Below are 17,733 nucleotides of genomic sequence, written 5' to 3'. Positions count from 1 at the left end.
CCTATTAGTTCTTCCATCGTAAGTTAAAAATTTTAGCAAATCTAATTGACATTGATTATCATTACTAGTATACTTCATGGTAAGATAGTTAATGATAATGAATATCATTATTAAGTTATTTTACATAGGGGGAAAAAACATGAAAATGCCTTTTAAATTTTTGTTATTTGTAGTCATGTCGCTTACACTCATCTTTGCAGTAGGTTGTGCGCAGACAGATGAAAAAACATCTGAACCAGAGAAAGCAGAAGTAAAAAAAGAATCAACTGAGTCCAGTTCAAAAGAGGAAGTAAAGGATAAAGGCGTAGTAAACCTTTATACAAGCAGACATTATGATACAGATACAGAACTTTATAAAAAGTTTGAAGAACAAACAGGTATTAAAGTGAATGTTATTCAAGGTGATGGTAGTGAACTAATGGAACGTCTTGAGCGTGAAGCTGAAGCTACTGAAGCAGATGTATTTTTAACTGCAGATGCTGGTAATTTAGCCCGTTTAAAGGAAAAAGGCTTAACACAATCTGTTACTAGTGATGTGTTAGCAACAAATATACCAGAAAAATTACGTGATGTTGATAATGAATGGTTTGGTTTAACAAAACGTGCTCGTGTAATTGTGTATTCAAAAGATCGTGTAGATCCTTCAGAGTTATCAACGTATGAAGCATTAACAGATGCTAAGTGGCAAGGAAAAGTTCTAATACGTTCGTCAGAAAATATCTACAACCAATCTTTAGTAGCTTCATTTATAGAATTAAATGGTGAAGAACAAGCAAAAGAATGGGCTGCTGGTATACTAGCAAACATGGCGAGAGAACCACAAGGTGGAGATACAGACCAGGTGAAAGCGGTAGTTGCTGGTGAAGGAGATATTGCCATTTCTAACACATATTATGTGGGAAGACTACTAAATTCAACGAACCAAGAAGAAGTGAAAATTGGAGAGCAGGTTGGAATTTTCTTCCCTAACCAAGATACAACCGGAACACACATTAATATTAGTGGGGCTTCTGTTACGAAGCATGCTAAAAATGTAGAAAATGCCATTGCGTTTCTTGAGTTCTTATCAGGTGAAGAAGCACAAGCAGCATTTGCAGAAGGAAATAATGAGTATCCTGTAAATGAGGCTGTAGAAGCTTCTGAAACACTAAAATCTTGGGGAGAGTTTAAGGAGCAAGATATTAACCTAACAATTTTAGGTGAAAACAACGCTCGTGCAATCCAAATCTTTAATGAAGTTGGCTGGAAATAATAGATAATAGTTATGAAACCGTACTCTAAATATTTGGGGTGCGGTTTCATGTTTTAGGAGCTAAGTTGAAAATGATATTCACTTGCAATTGGATTTTCTGCTACACTTAAGATGTGGTATCGAGATTACTATTTTTATAGTGTTTACTAGTGAAGGAAGTGCTAAAAGTGAGGCTAGTACATCAAGCGAAACGTCAACTTAATATATGGGCAATTCTTAGTTTTGTATTTGTTCTGCTTATTTTGTTACCCAATCTTTTAATAGCCACTCATTTCTTTTCACCCCCGAATGAGAACTGGCAACATATAAAAGACTACTTATTATTAGATATTATTTCTAATACTTTAGTGTTAATGACCATTACCGGTTTATTAACAACCATTATTGGAACGAGTTTGGCGTGGGTTGTAACGGTTTATCAATTCCCTTTTCGAAATTTTTTTAGATGGGGGCTAATCCTACCGTTAGCAATTCCTCCTTTTATTGGTGCCTATACGTATCATGGGATGTTGAATTACACAGGGGTTATTCAATCAACATTAAGAAATCAATTTAATATAAACGTAAACCAGGACTACTTCAATATTATGACGATGCCAGGGGCAATTTTTATTTTCACTATGTTTTTATTTCCCTATGTATTTGTAATAACAAAGAGCTTTTTTCAAAATCAGTCTGCTTCTATTATTGAAAATGCTAGGCTTCTAGGTGGAGGACCGTTTGAAATATTTTTCCGTGTCATTCTACCGATATCAAGAGCTGCTATTGTAGGTGGAGTCACGATTGTTATGCTAGAGGTCATTAATGATTATGGCGTCGTAAAATACTATGGAATTCAAACGTTTATTACTTCTATTTTTCAAACATGGTTTGCGATGGACGATATTGATTCTGCATTTAAATTAGCTGGAACACTTATGGTTGTAGTTATAGCCATACTTCTCTTAGAAAAGTTTCTTAGAGGGAGAAAAAGATTTAGTTATACAACAACCAAGGTTAGACCCATTCAAGCTAAGAGGGTAGATGGTTTTAAGGGGTGGCTATTAACGGTTTACTGCTTACTAATTTTCACCTTTGCTTTTGCAATTCCGGTGGTTCAACTCATCCATTGGATTTTTATGACTTATAGAAGAATATTAACAATTGAATTTATAGTGCTTGTAAAAAATTCGTTTTTTGCTGCGTCGATTTCCGCCATAATTGTAGTTTTAATAGGGCTAATTATTGCAAATTACACTCGAATTCACCAAGGGGTGGTTCCTAAAGTATTCTCGAAAATCACTGTATTAGGATACTCTGTCCCAGGGGCTATCATCGCAATTGGTGTTATCACAATTTTCTTAGCATTAGATCAATGGATTTACTCCATATTTGCTTTTTTTGGTGAAAATCCAATCATTGTTTTTAGAACAAGTGTGATTATGTTAATTTCAGCATACGTAATCCGTTTTCTTGCGGTTGGATATAACTCAATTGAAGCAGGCTTTGAGAAGGTTGGCTCAAGTTTTACCGAAGCATCGAGAATCCTAGGAGCATCAACTATCAGAACTTTTTTCCGTGTAGATATACCGATGATCCGTGGAGCGATTATGGGTGGATTTATTCTTGTCTTTGTTGATATTTTAAAAGAACTTCCACTTACCATGCTATTACAGCCTTTTAACTTTCATACTTTAGCGACCAAGGCATTCCAATACGCGAATGATGAAATGATTAGTGAAGCAGCATCGGCATCTATGTTAATTATCTTCTTAAGTGGGATCTGTATCTTCTTCTTTCATAAAGTGCTCGATAAGGAGGGACAAAGCTAATGTTTGTAGAAATAAAGAACTTACAATATAAATATAAAAATGCTATCGAACCAACTATTAAGGACTTCTCTTTACAAATAGAAAAAGGAGAAATTGTCTCCATTCTCGGTGAAAGTGGAAGTGGGAAAAGTACCATATTAAGATTAGTAACTGGATTAGAAATACCCAATAGTGGCTCTATATCAATTAACAACCGCACTATTTTTGATGAAGTGACTTTCATCCCACCTGAAAAAAGAGAAGTTGGTATGGTGTTTCAAGACTATGCGCTATTTCCTCATATGACAGTTGCTAATAATATAAAGTATGGTTTACGAAAGATGAGCAAAAAAGAGAAGAAAGAAAGAATAGATGAAATGCTGTCTTTAGTAAACCTGTCGAAGTATAGGGACCGTTATCCTTATGAGTTAAGTGGAGGCCAGCAACAACGTGTTGCCCTTGCAAGGGCATTAGCTCCAGCTCCTTCTCTATTAGTATTTGATGAACCATTTAGTAATCTTGATACGTATCTGCAAATTAGAATTAGAGATGAGCTAAGAGAAATATTAAAACAAACAGGGATTACCTCCATATTTGTTACTCATGATCAAGAAGATGCAAAGGTACTTGCTGATGAGATCATCTATCTAGAAAATGGGAAGACCATTTGGAAAGGGGCTCCCGACAATTTGTTGCCCTATACTCAAGTCAACCGGGTAAATCAAATAAATAAAAAAACTTTTTAAATTGAATAACTGTAAGACAGATTAAAGAGTGCGCAATAGCTGCGTACTCTTTTTATTTTGTATATAAAGCCTCCTAGGTCCATAAGCATAAATGACTTAATTCTACATAATATATGTTATTTTAATTAAGTAACTAACACAGAGGTATGATAAAGAGTACTTGTACCTATTAAAGATGTTAAAAATTTCATTCAGATAAAATAGTTATGTAAATAGCAATTACGGGGGAGGGTAACATGTTAGACCAGATAAATATTGATTATTTTATTTTACTTACGGCTCTTCTTTTAATTATTGGTGTTCTGACGACCAAGTTTTCCACACGGCTAGGTGTACCTGCGCTTGTCCTTTTCTTAATGGTAGGTATGATTATGGGGAGCGATGGGCTTGGGTTAATACACTTTGAAAATGCTAAATTGACACAGTTAATCGGTCTATTTGCGTTAATTGTGATTCTCTTTGAAGGTGGTTTACAAACAAAGTGGTCATCAGTAAAGCCCGTCCTTACTCCTTCATTATCTCTCGCTACTATTGGTGTTTTACTAACAACAATCGTCGTAGCCGTTGCGGCTAAACTAATTTTTAATGTTTCTTGGCTGGAAGGTCTCCTATTTGGAGCAATTGTTGGTTCCACAGATGCTGCGGCTATTTTTGCAGTGTTAAAGGGGCAAAACATAAAAGATAAATTAGGTTCTACTCTTGAAGCAGAGTCAGGAACAAATGATCCAATGGCGATGTTCTTAACTTTGTCCCTGATTGAATTGATGACTGCAGACAATCCTTCTTACTTTCTACTGATAGGCTCCTTTATTTGGCAGATGGGGATGGGATTAGTACTTGGTTATTTATTTGGACGTATTGCGAGTGTTGCAATCAATAAAATTAATTTAGATTCCAGTGGTCTCTATCCAATCTTTGCTCTTGCCTTCGCGTTATTAACCTATAGCTTAACTGATTTATTTGGAGCAAGCGGTCTGTTAGCTGTTTACATCGCGGCGCTTGTTATTGGTAACAGGGATTTAACTTATCGACATTCGATTTTCAGGTTTAATGAGGGGTTTGCTTGGATGATGCAAATTCTTATGTTCATCATTTTAGGTTTGCTCGTGTTCCCAGCACAATTCCTAAATGTAGATATTATTTTTAAAGGTTTACTATTATCTATTATACTTATTTTCATCGCACGTCCTGTTTCAGTTTTCCTTTCTACACTTAGGATGGGATTCGACATAAAGGAAAAAGTTTTCCTTTCATGGGCCGGATTAAAGGGAGCTGTACCTATCGTTCTTGCTACGTTTCCGATGACGATGGGACTTGAAAATAGTCAATTATTTTTCAATGTTGTATTTTTCGTCGTATTAACTTCAGCCTTAATCCAAGGGTCGACCATTTCAGTTATTGCCGAAAAATTAGGTTTGAATGGACCCAAAAAAGTAGAAGCACCTCATACGTTAGAGCTTGTCTCCATCGGGAAAGCAAATGCTGAAATGATTGAGTTTGTAGTTGGAGAACAAGCTGCATACCTTAACCAACCGTTAAAAGAAATTACGTTACCGAAAGACTCATTAATTAGCGCTATTATCCGTAAGGGTGACTTAATCACACCATATGGAGATACAAAAATAAAGGAAGATGATATTCTATATATCCTCGTTTCAAAACAAAGAATTAGAGAGTTAAAAGATTTATTAAACAGTACCAAAGTACCCCTTCAATCTAGCGAATGAGGAGAGAGTATACAGTAAAGGACGATTCGGAATACAATGGAATCGTACATACTCATTAGGATTTGATTAACATATACTGGAGTTAACTTTTTATAGGAGTGATCATCTTGTATAGCTACAATCCCTATCACATGAATTCACATAGGAGTTACTCTAGTTATGGAATGAACGGTACCCACAAGAATTCAGTTATGTTTAAACCCATATTAAATAGAGAAACTTCTTCAAATAACGTTAAAACTAGTTTTACTAGAGAAGAAGCAGCAGCCATTGCTTTACTTTTAGGTATTGATTTTAATAAGGTTATGTTTGATTTAGATGAGTTTTGGATGGGAGTTAATACTGAACTTGAGCATGGCAGGACGTATTATCCAACAAATGTAACGATGGATGACCCTATTACGACTGGTAAAATTGCATTAGCTCATCTTAATGAATTTCCCGATTATTATAAAAGGTTAAAAGTATTAGAAGAGGAAGCAGCAGCGTATTGGAAAAATTTTTAGCTGTGGATGACAGGTTCTATATTACATGATGTAATGAGTAAAAACTGGACGATTCTTGCTATCTTAGTTAAGAATCGTCCACTTTTTTATTTATTCTTGTCTAAAAATTGCTCTACCATCTCATTAAACGTTTGACTATACTCCCAAAACATGAGATGTCCTCCTAGTACCTCTACGGTCGCGTTTGGTGTCAGTTTACTTAGGTAGGTAATAGCGGTTTGGGACCAATGTTCGGCGACGATGAATAGAGTTGGCACTGACTCACTGCTACGGGTTGCCTCTTCGCGGTAATCAGAGAAAAGCCCTGAGGAGAATAAGTTGGCTGCAATATAATACGGTGTTTTTAGTGATTGTTCCACAAGCCACGTCAATTCTTCTTCCTTTAATTCTCGTTGAACCATGACTCCAGTAGCGTATGCAGAAATAAATTCCCGTTGTCCTTTTGGATTGCGCAGGTAGTTCGTATAGGCCACAGCTAAGTCATCTAGAGGTCCTTCCACCCAATCCTGATCTTGTTGAAGTGATAATGATTTTGGAGGCATATCAATCAAGACAAGGGATTTGATTTGACTCGTTCCAGATTGACGAATATATTCCCATGCCGTTAAACAACCGAATGACCAGCCAACAAGAGTTACATCTGTGATGTTTAATGCATCTAGTACTTTTTTTAAATCTGTACCATGTGTCACATAGTCATTCCCGTGAACAGTCATAGTAGACCTGCCGTGACTTCTAGGATCAAGGACTATTGTACGGTTTGTCTTAGAAAAGTGCTTAATCTGCTCCGCAAATACCGCTGTTGTAAAAGTAAAGCCTGGAATGAAGACAATAGGGTCTCCAGTTCCAACATCTTGCACGTATAATTCAATTCCAGGTTCCACTTCTATATATGTTCCATTTAGGGATTCCATGGTACATACCCTCCTTTATATGATCAAGACCGTTATCGATGCTTATACAGCATATTCAGATAAGAGTAATTTCATTTCTACTTTGTTTAAGAGACAAGAATACCTTTGTATTAAATTTTACATCTATCAATTTCTGGAAAAGAAGTGAAACTATCGAGTCTTCTAGCCGTATAAACTAATATAAGAAAAAACTTTCCAAGTAGGGGGGAAGGACATGACTGGTTTTTTTATTGGAGCAGGGATTGTTGGTGCATTTATGTTAATCGGTATGGTAGTGATAGGTGCTGGAAAGAAGGCGCCTCTTAAGGATCAGCCACTTCCAGAGCAATTAGGGGTTCAGGTGAAAGATGCTTTTCCGATTGTGAATAAGCTTGAAAAAACCTTAACGGATTCTTATTTAGACAATGTTAAAAATCGTGTCCTACAGAGCCATCCGAAGTGGAAGGATCATGAGTTCGACTGGGCGATGTTTGAATTAAAACGTTATTTTGTGATGAATAGTCTTTTAAAATCAGTTCCGATGTTTAGTCATCATGTTGATGAAATTTGGCATGAAATGTTAATGTTCACGAGGGACTATGAGAAGTTTTCAAAGGATTTCTACCATGATACCCTTCACCATACACCCACCATGGATTCTACACCGATACCAGGGGAGAGAGCATTTTTTGATTGGGTCTATCTTAGTTTATTTGAAATGACAAGTAACAGCAGAATGATTTGGGGACAGTTTTTTCAGAACCCTATTAAGCGTGAAATACTGGAAGATTTCAAGCGAATGTCAGAGAATGAACTTTTAGCTAAATATTTTAGAGAAAATGAAGAATGGTCAGGTGTGAAAAAGTACTTAATCAAGAAAATGAAACAGGAGATTCTTGAGGCAGACCAACATGATAAAGGATTAACAAAATTACCTTCTCATAACTCGACTACTGATTCTCACTTATACTCTTACGCTGTAGGTGCAGCAGTCTCTTACTCGATCTATGAGGAGGACCAATTCCGTGACCATATGAGTGAAGTGGTGCCTGAAGAATATCAAAAAGGGAATTCCCCTAGTGGAGGTACTACATGCTCTGGATTTGCTTGTGGAAGTGATTCAGGTGGCGGTGGAGATTCGGGAGGTTCGAGCTGTTCTAGTTGTGGAGGCGGCTGTAGTAGCTAAATAAAATATGGGTTTTTAGAGTGGATAAAGTACCATTCCAATTTAAAGGCATATGATGATGTTAAATGCCTATGAGGGGAATGAGAGAGTTTGTATCAATATCCATATTATCATCAAAACTATTTCCGAAATGTAATGCCTGAAGAAAACCAACAGGTCGTTGAAGGAATCCTAGATGGGATGAAAAGAGAAGCTTCTGTCATTGATTTGTATAGCCGCTTACTTACTATTGCACCAGACGAACAGAAACGAGAAGATATGCTAAAGTTGTTAGAATATAAATCCTATCAGTTAAGACAATTTTTTGATCTATATATTCAAGTAACAGGGACACAACCTTCCTATACAATCGAACAAGTCAGCTTCCAACGTTACGAAGAAGGTTTAGAGAAGGCTCAAGAACTAGAGGTAGAGGGTCAAGAAGAATATCAACACATCTGTACTCTTACGCAGCATCCACAAGTACAACAGGTGTTGTTACGAGCTACTAAAAATGGTTTACCTTCTGAAGCTACAAGGGCAATCAAAGATTATGGCCGTGAACCATATGTTGTTGATATCGAAAAGGTAACAAAGAAAAATAGAAACTTTCGTACAGCCTTATGGACGGGAGAACATTTACAGGTAACGTTAATGAGTATTAAGGTTGGAGAGGACATTGGGCTAGAGACTCATCCAAATCTAGATCAGTTCATTCGCATTGAACAAGGTCAGGGGCTAGTTCAAATGGGTGATCGTAAAGATAATCTTGATTATGAAAAGAAAGTGTATGATGACTACGCAATCTTAATACCTGCTGGAAAGTGGCATAATCTTACCAATACAGGCAAACAACCACTTAAGCTTTACTCTATTTATGCTCCACCTGAACATCCTTTTGGAACTGTTCATAAGACGAAAGCAGATGCGATTGCTGCAGAAGAAAACGAATAGGTTGATAAAAAACTTGGCTGTGAGGTCAAGTTTTTTTAATTTGACTTAATTTATAGATGATAGCAGGAGGCAATCTTTTTTTAATAGAAAAATCTCAACATATTGGAAGGTAATAGTGATAGGAAAGAAGAATATAGATTACAAGAATTGTCAATTTATAGAATCATTTCTATTACTTTGTTGCAGGAGCAGCTCTCTAGAGGTAAAGTAGAACACATTTTATCACCTTATACGAAATCAGCTTTTTCGTAAGGTGGAATAATCTTCTTAATGTGAAATACTGGGAACTCCATAGTATACCATTTATAATGAAATAAGTAGGTTTGTATAATTTGAAACCTTTCTAGAATTATTTCGTCCAATAATAAGTGTGCATTAGCACTACTTTCGACTCTGTTCTGTAATAGCATCCGTAAAGATCGTTTCTTATATAGTAAGAGAGTCGTTCTTTCTAAGTAATAAACGTTTCAGTCTAAATAATCCACTTAAAACGAGAGAAAAGGAGAAAGTCATGGTACAAAAAATTGATACTCTACATCCAGTTTTAGGAAATGTTTTAGATAATATCGGTAAGGTAATGATTGGTAAACGTGAGGTAGCCACATTAAGCTTAGTTGCCCTATTGGCAGACGGCCATGTACTACTAGAAGATGTGCCGGGAGTTGGAAAGACCATGATGGTGCGGGCATTGGCAAAATCAGTTAGTGCTGATTTCAAGCGCATTCAATTTACGCCAGACTTATTACCGTCTGATGTAACGGGTGTATCTATTTACAATCCGAAAGAGCTTCGTTTTGAATTCCGCCCAGGTCCTATTATGGGTAATATTGTACTAGCTGATGAGATTAATAGAACCTCTCCTAAAACGCAGGCTGCTCTATTGGAAGGAATGGAAGAAGCAAGTGTTACAGTTGATGGGGTGACAAGACCGTTATCAAAACCTTTCTTTGTCATGGCTACACAAAATCCAATTGAATATGAAGGAACTTATCCACTTCCTGAAGCGCAGCTGGACCGGTTCATTTTAAAACTTCGCATGGGGTATCCAACAGCAGAAGAAGAAATGAACATGCTAGCCCGAATGGAATCTGGTCAACCCATTCATGAATTACATCCAGTCATTACACCAGAAGAATTAATAGACCTGCAAAAGGAAGCAAAAGAAGTATCTGTGGATGAATCAGTTAGAGAATATATAGTGTCTATTGTTAAACAAACTCGAAACCACCCATCCATCTATTTAGGTGCTAGTCCTCGTGGTGCCATTGCGTTAATGAGAGCGTCGCAAGCATATGCCTTAATTCATGGCCGTGATTATGTGGTTCCTGACGATGTAAAATACTTAGCACCATTCACATTAGCGCATCGTATCATTTTAAAGTCGGAAGCTAAATTTGAAGGAAGAACTTCAGAAAGAATTGTGAAGGAGCTTCTTGAACAGACTAGGGTTCCGTTAGTAAGGCGCTGATATCTATGAAAACAACGCGATTAATCGCAAAATTTGCAGGTAAAGTCACTGTTGTTATTCTCCTAATCTTTTTGACATTTGTGTTTGCGATGTTTCAAGGTGGATTTGCAAGCTGGTTTCTATTTTATAGCTTTATGCCGTTTGGTCTTTATTCACTTTTCATTAGTATTTATCCTGTTCAGTTTTTTACTGTAAGTCGGAAGGTGAATCAGAGCCAGTTTACTGCTGGTGAGAGTTTAAAGGCTACTATTACCATCACGAGGCGCTTACCTTTTCTTCCACTTCTTTATGTCATCGTGGAAGATGAGTTACCAATGGGTCTTCGTTATGGATCACAGTCGCAACGACCAAAGGCGATGATGTTCCCTTGGTTTAAAAAGACGATAAAGCTGGAATATGTCTTAGATGCCATTCCTCGTGGAGAGCATCAGCTTACACATGTGAGGATTAAAACGGGAGATTTATTTGGCCTTGTGGAGAAGGAAGGCTTATTTGAACTAAAAAACACCGTTTTAGTATATCCTTCCTATGTTGATATTGCGTATCGTCAGCTTGAGAATCGTTACGATCAAGGTTCAACCTCTTCTAAGACAAAGTTAATTCGTGATACGACGATAGCAGTGGGTGTTCGTGAATATCAGCCAGGTGATCGATTTTCCTGGATTGATTGGAAAGCGAGTGCCCGTAGAAATACATTTATGACAAAAGAGTTTGAGCAGCAACAAAGTCATCAGGTTGCGGTCATTATCGACCGGAGTGATTCACAGAGCCGAGTCATATTTGAACAGGTTGTGGTGCTAACGGCTTCTATTGTGAAGGCGATTAGCAGGCACGGGGCCCAGATGAGTTTTGTATCGGTAGGAAAAGATCAATTTGTGACAGATGTGAATCATTCGGAGTCCCATCAACAACAGGTATTCTATCACTTAGCAAAAGTTCAACCTGACAATCCATTTTTTTCTGCTTCTATTGAATCGGAAGTAAGCAAATGGCAGCAGGGGATGACGTTGATTTTTGTTACGAGTCAGTTAACAGATGCATTTGTAAAGACCATTGAGTATTTATCTCATCGTCAATATCACATTGTTGTATTAGTGATTCTTCCAAAGCAAAATCCTTCTAAAGAGACGATTAAGAAAATTGAACAATTAAAGCATAAGCATATCTTTATAAAAGCAGTTATGGAGGGGCAATATGCCGATGCATTTCATGAGGTGAGTAGATGAGTACAATTCAAGGACAGTTTCTTAAAGTCATCTTTTACCTATACGGGTTTTTAGTATTATGGGAATGGATTCGACCATTAGATCAAATTACAGATACGGGGAATCTCGCTTTATTTTTGTACTTTGTTGGAATTGCTTATTTACTGGCATTTGTAAAGGTACCTTTTTTCATTTCGTTCTTCGTTAAGATTGTCTATATCCTGTATGTGTTGCAAAACTTGTATTTTGAAGGCTCATTTTTCGCTCTAAGCTGGATAAAAGAATTTCTTTTTAGCTTGCATGTAAACCTTTCGTACATGATTTCGGCGAGTTGGTGGGAAATGACGAACTCCTTTAGAAGTTTGTTGTTTTTCATCCTATTATGGCTACTTGCCTATCTAATGGAATATTGGATTGTTCAGCTGAAAAAAATCTTCTTGTTTCTAATTATGACATTAACGTATCTTGCCACGTTAGATACATTTACCCCGTACAATGCAGACTGGGCAATTGTCAGAATGGTGGTATTAGGCTTCTTAATCCTTGGGTTGTTGAAATTAGAAAGAATTAAAGAGCGTGAAGCCATTTATGTTACCAATAAAGTATGGATGAAATGGCTAACTCCTTTAGTCATTGTGACATTGCTGACGACATCAGTTGGCTACCTAGCACCTAAAGCTGCTCCTCAATGGCCTGATCCTGTCCCTTATCTAAAAGGATATGGTGAGGGGAATGGAGCGGGACGAGGTGTAAAAAAGATTGGTTATGGTACAAATGATTCAAGCTTGGGTGGTCCTTTCATAGGAGACGAGACGGTTGTTTTTACAGTTGAATCCAATAGCCGCGAGTATTGGAAGGTAGAAACAAAGGATGTGTATACAGGGAAAGGTTGGGAATCATCCTCTGATACCAAAGTTCCGTTTGAGGAAGATGAAGGAATCATCGTAAAAGCTTTAAATAGTAGTGTGGAGACAACTCCTTCACAGGCTGTGGTTTCTGTTAGTTTAGAATATCCACATATAGTCTATCCTGTTGAGCTTCAAGATGTTAATTCTGGAACAGATATTCTGTATCAATTCAACACGAATACCGAGAAAATATCGACTGAGAGAAACGGGCAGCCTTTTCCCTTGCAGCAATATGAGTTAACCTACAACGATCCAAAATTCGCATACGAGGATTTAAGGGCAGCGAGTCTTGAATATGATCCTGACATTTTACAAAAATATACGCAACTTCCAGATGAGTTACCAGACAGAGTTAGAGAATTAGCAACTGAAATTGTTGCGCCATACTCTAATCGTTATGATCAGGCAAAAGCAGTAGAGAGTTATTTTAGAATGAACGGATTTGTTTATGATACAACAGATGTTGCGATACCAGGACGAAATGATGATTACGTGGATCAATTTCTTTTTGATACGAAGATTGGTTACTGTGATAACTTTTCAACCTCAATGATTGTCCTTCTCCGCTCAGTTGGAATCCCGGCAAGATGGGTAAAAGGCTATGCAGGTGGAGAGTATGTCAGCACGTTGGAGAATGATAACCGAATATATGAAGTCAAGAATATGGATGCTCACTCTTGGGTTGAAGTATACTTCGAAGGTATTGGCTGGGTTCCATTTGAACCAACATCAGGATTCTCAAATCCATATAGTTTTACATCGAATGAAACGCAGGAAGATGGAAATCTGACGGTACCTGATAATACTCAAGAACCACTTCCGCAACAACCAGAAGACCTATTAGAAGAAACGGGTTCTACAGAAAGTTCTTCATCGACATTAAGTTGGTCAATTGATATCTCCTTTACCGATGTAGTACTTGTATTTGGAGGATTATTAGTAGTAGCGGGACTTCTTTTCTTCACTCGAAGAAAATGGTACCCATTATATGTGCTAAGAAGGTACGGTAAGTTTAACGATGCCGAATCGTTTGAAACTTCCTACTTTATTCTAGTAAAAGCATTAAAAGGGTTTGGAATAAAAAAGAAAGAATCACAAACTCTCCGTGAATTTGCCGACTATGTAGACTCCTTCTTTTATTCAAAAGATATGAGGTATTTAACCTTAAAGCTTGAAGGTTTGCAATATCGGAAAGGTCATGCATTGGCTGAACAAGACATAGCCACGCTCAGAGAATTGTGGGAAAATTTAATTAAAAGGGTAGCATCTTGACCGAATGAAATGCCATTGATAGAATAGGTTCAATATTATATATGTTCTTCATATATCCTCGATAATATGGTTCGAGAGTCTCTACCGGGTTGCCGTAAAAAACCTGACTATGAAGACAGAACCGAAGTCTATACATTGAGATATATTTGTATAAAACTAGGATTCTGTCTTCTATTCTATTAGAGACGGAATTTCTAGTTTTTTTATTGGTTTCTTTTCGAGCATTAGTAGTGTTGTACAGAAGTAAACGGATGCTAGATTTGCGAGCAGTCTGAAAACGAAATTCAACAACCAGTTTTACACAATCTGATTTTTAAGAGAGGCAGGGCGAAAGCATGATTAAGAATCAAGAAAAAATAGTGGTATTAGACTTTGGAAGTCAATACAATCAACTTATTACACGTAGAATTAGAGAGTTTGGAGTATATAGTGAGCTTCATCCACATACGTTAACAGCTGAAGAAGTAAAAGAAATGAATCCTAAGGGAATTATTCTTTCAGGTGGACCAAACAGTGTATACGGTGAAAATGCTTTCCACTGTGATCGTGAAATATTTAATTTAGGAGTACCTGTACTAGGTATTTGTTATGGAATGCAATTAATGACGTACTTATTCGATGGTGTCGTTGAAAAGGCTACACATCGCGAATACGGAAAAGCAGTATTGAAAGTTGAGAATGAATCTTCTTTATACCAATCCCTACCTAATGAACAAGTTGTATGGATGAGCCATGGAGATCTTGTGAAAGAAATTCCAGCTGGTTTCAAGGTTGATGCAACAAGTGCATCATGTCCAATTGCAGGAATGAGTAATCCAGAAAAGAAATTCTATGGCGTGCAGTTTCATCCAGAGGTTAGACACTCTGAGTATGGAAATGACCTATTAAAAAACTTTGTGTTTGAAGTATGTGAATGCAAGGAAAAGTGGACGATGGAAAACTTCATCGAAATTGAACTGGAAAAGATTCGTCAGCTTGTCGGTGATAAAAAAGTTCTGTGTGCACTTAGTGGTGGGGTAGATTCCTCAGTTGTTGCAGTACTTATTCACAAGGCAATTGGTGACCAGTTAACATGTATGTTTGTTGATCACGGACTGCTTCGTAAAGATGAGGCTGAAGGTGTCATGCAGACATTCAGTGAAGGGTTTAATATGAATGTCGTCAAGATTGATGCGAAGGAACGCTTTATGTCCAAGTTAAAAGGTGTAAGCGATCCGGAACAAAAGCGTAAGATTATTGGTAATGAATTTATTTATGTGTTCGATGATGAAGCTGCAAAGCTAGAAGGAATTGACTTCCTTGCTCAAGGGACACTTTATACAGATATTATAGAGAGCGGAACATTAACTGCCCAAACGATTAAGTCTCATCATAACGTGGGTGGCTTACCAGAAGATATGAAGTTTAAGTTAATAGAACCACTGAACACTTTATTTAAGGATGAAGTGCGAGCACTTGGTACAGAACTAGGGATTCCTGATGAAATAGTGTGGAGACAGCCTTTCCCAGGACCCGGGCTTGGTATTCGTGTATTAGGAGAAGTAACAGAAGAAAAGTTGGAGATTGTGCGTGAATCTGATGCTATCTTAAGAGAAGAAATTAAATTAGCAGGACTTGATCGTGATATTTGGCAATACTTCACGGTTCTTCCAGACATCAGAAGTGTAGGTGTTATGGGAGATGCAAGAACATATGATTACACAATCGGTATCCGCGCCGTAACATCTATAGACGGTATGACATCCGACTGGGCTAGAATACCTTGGGAAGTTCTAGAGAAGATTTCTACTAGGATCGTAAATGAAGTAAACCATATAAACAGAGTAGTATACGATATTACGAGTAAGCCACCAGCAACAATTGAGTGGGAATAAAAGTAAAAAGCGAACATTCTAGATTTTAACATCTAAAATGTTCGCTTTTTTTGTTGACTAAGGTGATTACACTTGTTACAATACGATTGTATTCATCATATTTTGTCGAAACTCGTATAATATTGGGGATATGGCCCGAAAGTTTCTACCAAGCTACCGTAAACAGCTTGACTACGAGGTGATTGTAAAAGTAAGCAGATGGGCGTTTCTCTTCTGCTCTCTATACATTACCTTTGAAACTCGTGGTCAAAAAGATCAGGGTTTTTTATTTTTGTGAAATTAGAGGAAAAAAGGAGTAGAGAAGATGAAACGATACTTTCAGTTTGAGGAATTAAACACAAACTATAAAAAAGAATTTATCGCAGGTTTAACAACGTTCTTATCAATGGCTTATATTTTATTTGTAAATCCGGACACGCTAAGTCTTGCTGTTATCACAGATCTTCCAGAGGACTTAAGAATGCCGAAGGAAGCGATCTTTACTGCGACTGCAATAGCAGCAGCATTTGGTTCATTACTAATGGGTATTATAGCGAGATATCCGATTGCGTTAGCGCCTGGTATGGGATTAAATGCATTCTTCTCTTATACAGTTGTCCTAGGGATGGGTATTCCTTGGCAAACGGCATTATCCGGTGTTTTAGTTTCGGGACTATTTTTTATCGTTCTTACATTATCAGGGATTCGTGAAAAGATTATTAATGCGATACCTGCTGAATTAAAGTTTGCTGTAGCAGCAGGGATTGGGTTATTCATCGCTTTTATCGGTTTTCAAAACGCAGGAATTATTGTTAACAACGATGCGACATTAGTAAGCTTAGGTGATTTGACGCATGGGCCTACATTATTAGCTATTTTTGGAGTACTGATTACTGTAGTTCTTATGGTTAAAGGTGTAAACGGTGGAATTTTCATCGGGATGTTAATTACAGCAATTGTTGGAATGATCTTCGGATTAATCGGTTTTCCAACTGCTGTTGTCGGAAGTGTTCCAAGTTTAGCTCCAACTTTCGGGGCAGCATTTATGCACTTAGGTGACATCTTCACAATACAAATGCTTGTAGTAATCTTAACGTTCTTATTCGTAGATTTCTTTGATACAGCGGGAACATTAGTAGCTGTTGCTAATCAAGCTGGTCTAATGAAAAATAATAAATTACCACGTGCAGGAAAAGCATTATTCGCAGATTCTGCTGCAACTGTTGTGGGTGCAACATTAGGAACTTCTACTACTACTTCTTATATTGAATCATCAGCTGGTGTAGCTGCAGGTGGTAGATCAGGGTTTGCGTCAGTAGTTACAGCAGGTTTCTTCCTAATAGCATTATTCTTTTCACCATTGTTAGGCGTTATTACACCTGCTGTTACCGCACCTGCATTAATTATTGTAGGAATCTTGATGGTAGGAGCTCTTGGGGAAATTGAGTGGAAGAAGTTTGAAATTGCAGTTCCAGCTTTCCTAACGATCATAGCAATGCCATTAACTTATAGTATTGCAACAGGTATTGCAGTTGGATTTATCTTCTATCCAATTACAATGATTATGAAAGGTCGTACAAAAGAGATTCATCCGATTATGTATGGTATGTTTGTAATCTTTATTATGTATTTTGTGTTCTTAGTAGAATAGAGTAGATGATTGACCTAGAAGAGGGCCTGATATTACATTAGGTCCTTTTCCGTTTTTTACCACGTTTTATTGCATTGACTTTCGGAAACAATCCATGTATTATTATAAAAGTCGCTGCTAAACAACAACGACAAAATGATTTCAAAAAAACATTTTTAAAAAGTTGTTGACAGTGAAATGGTTAATCTGATATATTAATTAAGCTGCTTCGAACGACGCAGTGAAAGATGAGTTCTTTGAAAACTAAACAAAACGTCAAGCGTGTTGGTTTATAAAACCGACAACAATTTATAAAAACTTATTAATGCCAGCGCATAATAAGGAAGTTTTTTTCGCTAACGCG

At 37.2% G+C, this 17,733-nt stretch carries 13 protein-coding genes and 2 riboswitches; of the genes, 12 read left to right on the top strand and 1 reads right to left on the bottom strand.

The genetic code is table 11. From position 1 onward, the window contains the following. The first annotated feature begins 145 nt into the window (after positions 1 to 145). The 5 genes from LT143_RS19500 (at position 146) to LT143_RS19480 (ending at position 6,021) form a co-directional block, all read left to right on the top strand. Positions 146 to 1,252 (top strand): Fe(3+) ABC transporter substrate-binding protein, encoded by a 1,107-nt coding sequence (locus LT143_RS19500; protein ID WP_418909858.1) that lies wholly within the window; start codon positions 146 to 148, stop codon positions 1,250 to 1,252. Between the two features lie 167 nt (positions 1,253 to 1,419). Continuing rightward, positions 1,420 to 3,063 carry an ABC transporter permease gene (locus LT143_RS19495; RefSeq protein WP_246946077.1) on the top strand — a complete coding sequence of 548 codons (1,644 nt, stop codon included), beginning with the start codon at positions 1,420 to 1,422 and terminating at the stop codon, positions 3,061 to 3,063. Continuing rightward, positions 3,063 to 3,788 (top strand): ABC transporter ATP-binding protein, encoded by a 726-nt coding sequence (locus tag LT143_RS19490; RefSeq protein WP_246946076.1) that lies wholly within the window; start codon positions 3,063 to 3,065, stop codon positions 3,786 to 3,788. The genes LT143_RS19495 and LT143_RS19490 overlap by 1 nt, the downstream gene beginning before the upstream one ends. Positions 3,789 to 4,024: 236 nt before the next feature. Then, positions 4,025 to 5,515, top strand: a complete 1,491-nt coding sequence (locus LT143_RS19485; protein WP_246946075.1) for a potassium/proton antiporter — start codon at positions 4,025 to 4,027, stop codon at positions 5,513 to 5,515. A gap of 191 nt (positions 5,516 to 5,706) precedes the next feature. Beyond that, positions 5,707 to 6,021 carry a DUF5661 family protein gene (locus tag LT143_RS19480; protein WP_246946074.1) on the top strand — a complete coding sequence of 105 codons (315 nt, stop codon included), beginning with the start codon at positions 5,707 to 5,709 and terminating at the stop codon, positions 6,019 to 6,021. Positions 6,022 to 6,107: 86 nt separating this feature from the next. Here the strand turns inward: LT143_RS19480 and LT143_RS19475 are convergent, their stop codons facing one another. Then, positions 6,108 to 6,935 (bottom strand): alpha/beta fold hydrolase, encoded by an 828-nt coding sequence (locus LT143_RS19475; RefSeq protein WP_246946073.1) that lies wholly within the window; start codon positions 6,933 to 6,935, stop codon positions 6,108 to 6,110. Between the two features lie 214 nt (positions 6,936 to 7,149). On the opposite strand from LT143_RS19475, the gene LT143_RS19470 reads away from it, so the two are divergent. The 7 genes from LT143_RS19470 (at position 7,150) to LT143_RS19440 (ending at position 17,390) form a co-directional block, all read left to right on the top strand. Continuing rightward, positions 7,150 to 8,100 carry a glycine-rich domain-containing protein gene (locus tag LT143_RS19470; RefSeq protein ID WP_246946072.1) on the top strand — a complete coding sequence of 317 codons (951 nt, stop codon included), beginning with the start codon at positions 7,150 to 7,152 and terminating at the stop codon, positions 8,098 to 8,100. A gap of 90 nt (positions 8,101 to 8,190) precedes the next feature. Next, positions 8,191 to 9,033, top strand: a complete 843-nt coding sequence (locus tag LT143_RS19465) for a cupin domain-containing protein (protein WP_246946071.1) — start codon at positions 8,191 to 8,193, stop codon at positions 9,031 to 9,033. A gap of 511 nt (positions 9,034 to 9,544) precedes the next feature. Next, a complete protein-coding gene (locus LT143_RS19460; protein ID WP_246946070.1) occupies positions 9,545 to 10,501 on the top strand; it encodes an AAA family ATPase in 957 nt (318 codons plus the stop codon). A gap of 5 nt (positions 10,502 to 10,506) precedes the next feature. Next, positions 10,507 to 11,727, top strand: coding sequence for a DUF58 domain-containing protein (locus LT143_RS19455; RefSeq protein ID WP_246946069.1), 1,221 nt, complete (start codon positions 10,507 to 10,509; stop codon positions 11,725 to 11,727). Then, positions 11,724 to 13,886 carry a transglutaminase-like domain-containing protein gene (locus LT143_RS19450; protein ID WP_246946068.1) on the top strand — a complete coding sequence of 721 codons (2,163 nt, stop codon included), beginning with the start codon at positions 11,724 to 11,726 and terminating at the stop codon, positions 13,884 to 13,886. The genes LT143_RS19455 and LT143_RS19450 overlap by 4 nt, the downstream gene beginning before the upstream one ends. Positions 13,887 to 13,914: 28 nt before the next feature. After that, positions 13,915 to 14,016, top strand: a riboswitch (purine riboswitch). A gap of 205 nt (positions 14,017 to 14,221) precedes the next feature. Then, a complete protein-coding gene (gene guaA / locus LT143_RS19445; protein WP_246946067.1) occupies positions 14,222 to 15,760 on the top strand; it encodes a glutamine-hydrolyzing GMP synthase in 1,539 nt (512 codons plus the stop codon). A gap of 92 nt (positions 15,761 to 15,852) precedes the next feature. Then, positions 15,853 to 15,954, top strand: a riboswitch (purine riboswitch). A 110-nt stretch (positions 15,955 to 16,064) separates the two neighbouring features. Next, positions 16,065 to 17,390: an NCS2 family permease gene (locus LT143_RS19440; RefSeq protein WP_246946066.1), complete on the top strand. Its 1,326-nt coding sequence runs from the start codon at positions 16,065 to 16,067 to the stop codon at positions 17,388 to 17,390. Positions 17,391 to 17,733 lie beyond the last annotated feature (343 nt).

Origin of the sequence: Bacillus pinisoli, from assembly GCF_023036475.1 — a bacterium.
In the GTDB taxonomy this organism is placed as follows: domain Bacteria; phylum Bacillota; class Bacilli; order Bacillales; family SA4; genus Bacillus_BS; species Bacillus_BS pinisoli.
The sequence above is the reverse complement of the archived record's forward strand: the minus strand, read 5'-3'. Positions and strand labels throughout refer to the sequence as shown.